This window comes from Bacillus sp. SIMBA_154 (assembly GCF_046536015.1).
GTDB lineage: Bacteria > Bacillota > Bacilli > Bacillales > Bacillaceae > Bacillus > Bacillus pumilus_P.
This window is the reverse complement of the sequence record NZ_JAWJBV010000019.1, coordinates 50,629-57,445: the sequence shown is the minus strand read 5'-3', so window position 1 is coordinate 57,445 and position 6,817 is coordinate 50,629. Positions and strand designations below refer to the sequence as shown.

Here is a 6,817-nt window from a genome sequence, read left to right as displayed (position 1 = left end):
TGGGAGGCCTTTTTCAATACATTTCATTCTTCATACATACGTTAAAAATAAAAAAGATTGTAGAAAAACATGAGTTTTTCTACAATCTGAGCCCTTATAAAAGGGCTTTTCTTTTTTAGTGGAGTATTGTTCTACCTTTTACAGCTTTGTGTTTACTTGGTACTGATGCTCTAAGAGCATGGTGTATATGAATTTTGGGAGCTACATGAAAATGCCAGTACCAGTTTGATGATCCTGGCTTTAGTGGTATGACTCCGTTATCAACTGCAAATACTCGTATTTTCTTTTTTCCTTTTTTATGGAACACTTTTACGAGACTCTCGACTTTTCCTTTTCTATTTTTTACATACCAATCGATATGATAGTTCTTCCCAAAACCTTTTATTCTGTTCTTCAAATACTTCAGTGCAACTTTTGCGCCTTTTGATCTTATGGCCCACAAAGCAACTCTTCCTATGGTCATTGCGATTGGTACGAAGAATATTGGTAGTGCTTGTGTTGTGATTTCACTCTGACTACTTTTCGAGTCAAGTTGTTTCATTCGGTTTTCTAAAGCTAAAAATTCTTCATTGTTGAAATATTGATCTATCACTTTATTTTGTTCTGACTCTGACATGTTTTCAAATTCTTTTTCTGTAAATGGCAGGTTTTCTATGTATTCCCCCATTTTCTTTTCAAGTTCGTCTAATTCTTTGTTAGCTTGTTCATTTTGTAGAATTGTCGGTGTTACTAACGCTTCTAATTCTTGTGAATTGATAGTGTTTGTTTCTGCTGATGCTTCTGATGAAAATGGAGTCCATATCGATATGACAAGAGCTAGGGTAATCAGGGTTAAAAGTGTTTTTTTGAACATTTTGTTTATATTCCTCCTTTTGTATTAAATTCCAAAATAAAGGTTATCAAATTAAAATGAGTGTATCAATGGATTTAAGATAGATTTAAGAAAATTCCTTTTTTGGTTGCGGTGTCCGCAATCATTTTTTTTATTTTTTAGAACTTCGTTTTGATGAAAATTTCTGTGGTAGAATTCGTTCACTATGGAGGTGAACATGATGACCATTGAAATTCATGTGATGGATTTAGGGTAATGATTATTTGTGGTTTGATGCTCTTTGCAGTGTGGGCTGAAGAAGAAGTAGACGATTAAAGCCTGCTTCTTTTTTATGGGGTTGGGAAAATTTCCCAGACTGGTTCGGACAGCGTCCGAGGTCTTGAATTTTGGAAAAATAATAGCCGACTTCTTCGGCGATTTTTAAAAGGCGCGGAGTACTTTTTGAAGGAGGAAAACGAGAGAAAACAGAATGCACCTAAGAAGGATCGAGGTTATGAGCTAGAAAGGTGATAATTGTTTTAATTATATCTAGTTGACGGGCGTTTCTTATTTTGCTAAGTATATGCAAAAACGAAAGAATAATAAGCAAAACGAGAAAGGCTATAGAATGACTTTTGCGGCTATTGTCTTGTTATTGGGTATTATTGCTTCCACTGGAGGTTGAGGGCTAGATATGGCATGAAGTCAACGGTAAGCGGACGAAGTAAGCATTAAGGAGTTGACTCATTCACGACACCCAAAAGCCTGTTATTCAAACAAACTCCGGGACACTCCCTATTTCCTTTGGCAATAACAATGATAGCTTCAGTTTTCTATCCTAATTCTATGTTAGCAAAATCAAATACATATCCTGCTAAAAATCAATATCCACCAATCGGACAAATGACACAAGCCGAAATGCATATGTTCCTAAAAAATGGTGCAAGATATTCCCACCACAATCTAAAGAAGCCCAAACTAAAAATATCGTCACTACAATAGCAAAAAAACTTGCTGTTCAGGCTCTTCGCAAGTCAGGCACATATTTAGAAAAACCCTTATCGAAAGTAATAGGCAAGAAATATGCAAAGAAAGCTAAATCAGGTTTTTACAAAGTAGCGCAATTTTTATACAAGCTGGCCTACCACCTGATGTAGCATTCGAAACAGCGAAATGGATTGTGATATTCTCCGGATTATAAAAGAAAGCAGTTTATTAGGCTGTTAAAATCAGACTATCATTCTAGAACAACTCGAACAATATAATCTTGCCAATAGTGAACGAAAAAAAGCCAACCTTCTGGTCTTACCCCTGTCAAGTAGACAAATATAAAAAGCCTAAGCTGCCAGTGTGTGACGGTACTCTACCGGAGCACACTGGTTTAATTTTTTTCTGGAATCGATCGTGATTATAAAATTGAATGTAATCTTCTATGCCCTTGTAAAGCTCCTCCTCAGTTTGACACGAAGAAAAGTAAGCGGTCTCTGTTTTGAGATGAGAGAAAAATGATTCGATACAGGCATTATCCAGGCAGTTTCCCCCTTCGGGAATGACTGCCCTTTAAACCAACGTTTTCTAGTCGCTTTTGATATGCTTTTGTTGTGTATTGGAATCCTTGATCTGAATGAAGTACAGCTCCTTTGACATCCCGTTCGGATGTCAAACTCTCCAAGGTCTTCATGAACAGTTCAAGATCATTTCGTTTTGACAGCTTCCATGCGACGATTTCATTGTTATACAGATCTTGTATAGCTGAAAGATAATAAAAGCGATGCTGGCAAGCAATATAGGTAATATCAGTGACATATAACTGATTGTATTGATTCGTTTTAAATTCTCGGTTTAGTCTGTTTGGTTGAACAACTGAAGCCTTTCTTCCAAAATACCGCCGTTTTTTTCGAATGATTGATTGGATGTTCATTTCTTTCATCAGCCTGTAGACACGCTTATGATTGATGTGAAATCCGTCTTTCTTTAAAGCGATTGTCACCCGAGGATAGCCATAGAAGGGACGTGAATGATGAATGGCCATGAGGTGTTCTTTTAAGAGTTGTTCTTTCTGTTGCCGTTCCATTCGCATTCTTTGATTCTTATGCCATTTATAGTACCCAGATCGTGATACTTTGGCGATACAGACGAGCCATGTTAACGGATAAAGGCCCTTTAATTCATGAACAGCTTCAAACCGTGCAGTCTTCAGAATCCGTCCTCCCCGTGAAGATTTGGATAACGCTTTTTTAAGTATTCTACCTGTGCCTTTAAATAATCTCTTTCTTCTTCCACACTTTTAAACGTTAATTTAGGACGTCCACTAAAAGGATTTTCTGACTTTGTATGTTTTTCCTCTTTGGTCTTCAAAAGATTGTCCTTCACGATATTTTCTGACCCAACTTTTTAGCTGAGTGGAACTTCGGAGACCTAATTCTTCAGATAATGAGCGATAGCTTCTATTTCCTTCTTCGTACATTTTGACAGCTTTCATCTTAAATTCTTTCGTATAGTGTTGAAAGTGTTGTCCTTTTCTCGCCATAAAAAATCCCCTCCAAGTATAGTGTAACAGCCAAGATATGTTCTTCGGGCTTTTTACACTGTCTACTTAGAGGGGATAATATCAACCCGCATAAGGTGATTGGCTTTTTTATTTGTTACTCCCCGATGTTCTCTCCATTTTGCTGAATCAGGGTTTCATACCAGTAAGAGCTCTTTTTACGAATTCTCTTCAGGTCTTTTAGGTCAAATTCGTCACGGTTGACGTAGATGAAACCGTAGCGCTTGGAGCATCCTTGGTGTGTGCTGATTAAGTCGATGGCTGACCACGGGCAGTATCCGAACACCTCGACACCGTCAGTGATCGCCCATCTGATTTGTTCGATATGCTTTTCTAAATAATCAATTCGATAATCGTCTTGAATCGATCCATCTTCTTCTAACTGATCAAAAGCACCCAGCCCGTTTTCAGTGATAATGAGCGGCAGCTGATAGCGGTCGTAAATCTCGCGCATCGTTGAACGGAAGCCGACAGGATCAATCTCCCAGCCAAACGCATTTTTACTTAAGTACGGGTTATTGCCGCCTTTGTATACGCCATCTTCACCGGATTTCAAATGCTGATCTCCGCCGCGTGCAAACTCGTCATTGCCATCTCCTTTACTTGCTTCAACCGTTTGAGATGTGTAGTAATTAAACGCAATGAAGTCTGGCTTCGCGCTTTTCAAAATATCCATATCCCCCTCTTCAATCACAGGAAGAATGTCTTTTTCTTTCATGTACGCCCATGCTAGGTTGTTATAACGGCCGAAGACCGCCATATCAAGATAAAGCCAGTTGCGGATCGCATTGTAATTTGCCGCAGCAAGTACATCCTCAGGCTTTGGAGATGCCGGGTAAATGAGGGCGATGTTTGGTGCTGGTCCAATTTTCGCCTCAGGCAGCAAACGATGACATAACGTCATTGCCTTCGCCTGCGCCACAAGCATATGGTGGTTCTGCTGATACAGCTCTTTTTTCGGATTTTCTAAATTTGGATCTAGTGTACCTAGAGCCGATCCATGTAAGATCATCATATTTTGTTCATTAATGGTCAGCCAATATTTTACCTTCTGACCATACTCCTGAAACAGAACCTCTGCATAGCGTTCAAAGGCATCTACTGTCGCACGATTCGACCATCCACCCTTCACTTGAAGCGCATGAGGCAGGTCAAAGTGATACATCGTCACGATTGGTTCAATGCCATAACGGCGCAATTCGTCAATGAGAGAATGATAGAAATCAATCCCCTTTTGATTGATCTCCCCATCTCCATCTGGCATGATGCGTGTCCACGCAATGGAAAAGCGGTAAGCCTTCAAGCCCATGTCTGCAAACAGCTTCACATCCTCTTTATAGCGGTGATAGTGATCGCTGGCTACCTTAAAATCAGTTGTTCCTTCAGGGTAACTTTCTCTCATGTCAATGACAGAAGGCCCCTTTCCATCCTCGTTCCATGCACCTTCTACTTGATAGGCGGAAGTAGATCCGCCCCAGAAAAAGTCTTTTGGAAATGGTGCTAGTGTTGAATATCTCATCATTTCTTCCTCCCTTTTATTAAACTAAGTGTAAAAATGATTGTCCTGGTGTGACTTGTTTTTCTTCTGTTTCAATCATATCGCTAAACTCACCGGAATTGGTAATAATCACTGGTGTTGTGACTGACAGACCGGCTGCTTGAATCGCCTCAATATCAAACTCAGCAAGCAGTTCACCTTCCGTGATCGTTTGTCCCTGCACAACCTTCGGGGTAAAATGCTGACCGCCTAATTGTACGGTATCAAGTCCAATGTGAATGAGTACTTCTGCTCCGCTTTCAGAGGTGAGACCGTACGCATGCCCTGTTGGGAACACCGTTGTCACGACTCCTGATACCGGTGCAAACAGCTTGCCTTCTGCTGGAATAATGGCTGCGCCCTTTCCGAGTGCACCAGATGAGAATGCCTTATCTTGCACTTCCTCCAGCTTGATGACCTCGCCCTTTAAAGGACTTTTCACATGAGCTGCTTTGACACCATGTTCATGTTCAGCCCTTGGTGCGGCACTCGATACAGACGTCTCATCTTCATCAACAGGATCTTTAAATCCAATTAAATATGTTAAGACGATGGATAGGACGAACGAGACCGAGATTCCGATTAAGAAACCTGTAAATCCTTGGCCGTAGAAGATCGGAAGTGTCAGTAAACTTGGAAGCCCTGACGCAATGGCAATACTTTGTGAATAACCGATAATCGCACCGCCGACCCCGGCAGAGATTACAGCTGCAATAAATGGTTTTTTCAAACGAAGCGTAACCCCGTATACAGCAGGCTCTGTAATCCCAAACACAGCAGAAACCGCTGTCGATCCAGCCAATGATTTCAGTTTTTTATTCTTTGTTTTCAGCATAACACCGATTGAGGCACCGGCTTGAGAGAACACAGCTGGCGCAGTGGCCGGCTTGATATGATCCTTACCATGGACCGCAATATTATTTAAAATGACTGGCACAAGCCCCCAATGGATGCCGAAGATCACAAGAACCTGCCATGCCATCGCAATTAAAGCACCGGCAAGTGTAGGACTAAAGGAGAATACTTTTAGCAATACGGCTGCAATGCCGTTTCCTGCATACACACCAAATGGTCCAAACACAATGAGTGTCAGCGGAACAACCGTGACGAGTAAAATCAGTGGTGTGATAAAGTTTTTGACGCTCTCATGAATCACTTTGTTAAAGAAACGTTCGATATATCCCATGACAAACACTGCCAAAATAATCGGGATGACCGTTGATGTATATGACATTAAGACAACTGGAATACCGAAGAAGGTAACATCTCCGCCGCCTTTTGTCAGCTCTTGAATGGTTGGGTAGATCAGTGCACCTGCAATCGTCACAGCGACAAACGGATTCGCCTTAAACTTCCTAGCAGAAGTGAATGCGAGCAGTAATGGCAGGAAGTAGAACAAACTGTCTGACGCAGCAAATAAAATTTGATACGACGTATCTTCAGGAGATAACCATTTCGCATTGATACAGATGCCCAACAGACCTTTTAAAATACCGGCACCCGCCATCACGCCGAGAAGTGGTGTGAAAATGCCAGATACAATGTCGACAAATTTTCCAAAAAGACTTGTACTCTCTTCACTTGATCTAGCAGATGAAGAGGCTGAATCCTCTAATAGATTCGTAAACTCCCCAATCTCTCGATAGACCTCTGGTACGGTATTGCCAATGACCACTTGGAATTGGCCGCCGCTTTCCATGACCGTCACGACACCATTTAATTTTTCAATGGCTGCTTTATCTGCTTTTGACCTGTCATTTAATGTAAAACGAAGTCTTGTGGCGCAATGGACCAATGAATGAACGTTTTTCTCTGTGCCGATGTGTTTGATAATGTCTTCTGCTAATTGACGATGACTCATACAAAAACCCCCTTTTTTTCAAAAAAATACGTTTTTAGGCAAAATAAAAACCTAAACGGG

The 6,817-nt window shown here is 40.8% G+C and carries 3 protein-coding genes and 1 pseudogene; all 4 read right to left on the bottom strand.

The annotated features are described in order from the left end of the window. Positions 1–115: 115 nt before the first annotated feature. Positions 116–853 (bottom strand): hypothetical protein, encoded by a 738-nt coding sequence (locus tag R0K30_RS18745; RefSeq protein ID WP_410612227.1) that lies wholly within the window; start codon positions 851–853, stop codon positions 116–118. Positions 854–2,148: 1,295 nt separating this feature from the next. Then, positions 2,149–3,341: pseudogene (locus R0K30_RS18740) on the bottom strand (IS3 family transposase). A gap of 115 nt (positions 3,342–3,456) precedes the next feature. Next, positions 3,457–4,878 carry a glycoside hydrolase family 1 protein gene (locus R0K30_RS18735; protein ID WP_410612225.1) on the bottom strand — a complete coding sequence of 474 codons (1,422 nt, stop codon included), beginning with the start codon at positions 4,876–4,878 and terminating at the stop codon, positions 3,457–3,459. Between the two features lie 19 nt (positions 4,879–4,897). Then, the gene (locus R0K30_RS18730) at positions 4,898–6,757 is read right to left on the bottom strand and encodes a beta-glucoside-specific PTS transporter subunit IIABC (RefSeq protein WP_249704782.1); all 1,860 of its coding nucleotides are present in this window, start codon (positions 6,755–6,757) and stop codon (positions 4,898–4,900) included. Between the last annotated feature and the right edge of the window lie 60 nt (positions 6,758–6,817).

Coding starts and splice junctions, on each gene's coding strand:
- R0K30_RS18735 (WP_410612225.1), bottom strand. CDS start 4,878: ATGAGATATTCAACACTAGCACCATTTCCAAAAGACTTTTTCTGGGGC.
- R0K30_RS18730 (WP_249704782.1), bottom strand. CDS start 6,757: ATGAGTCATCGTCAATTAGCAGAAGACATTATCAAACACATCGGCACA.
- R0K30_RS18745 (WP_410612227.1), bottom strand. CDS start 853: ATGTTCAAAAAAACACTTTTAACCCTGATTACCCTAGCTCTTGTCATA.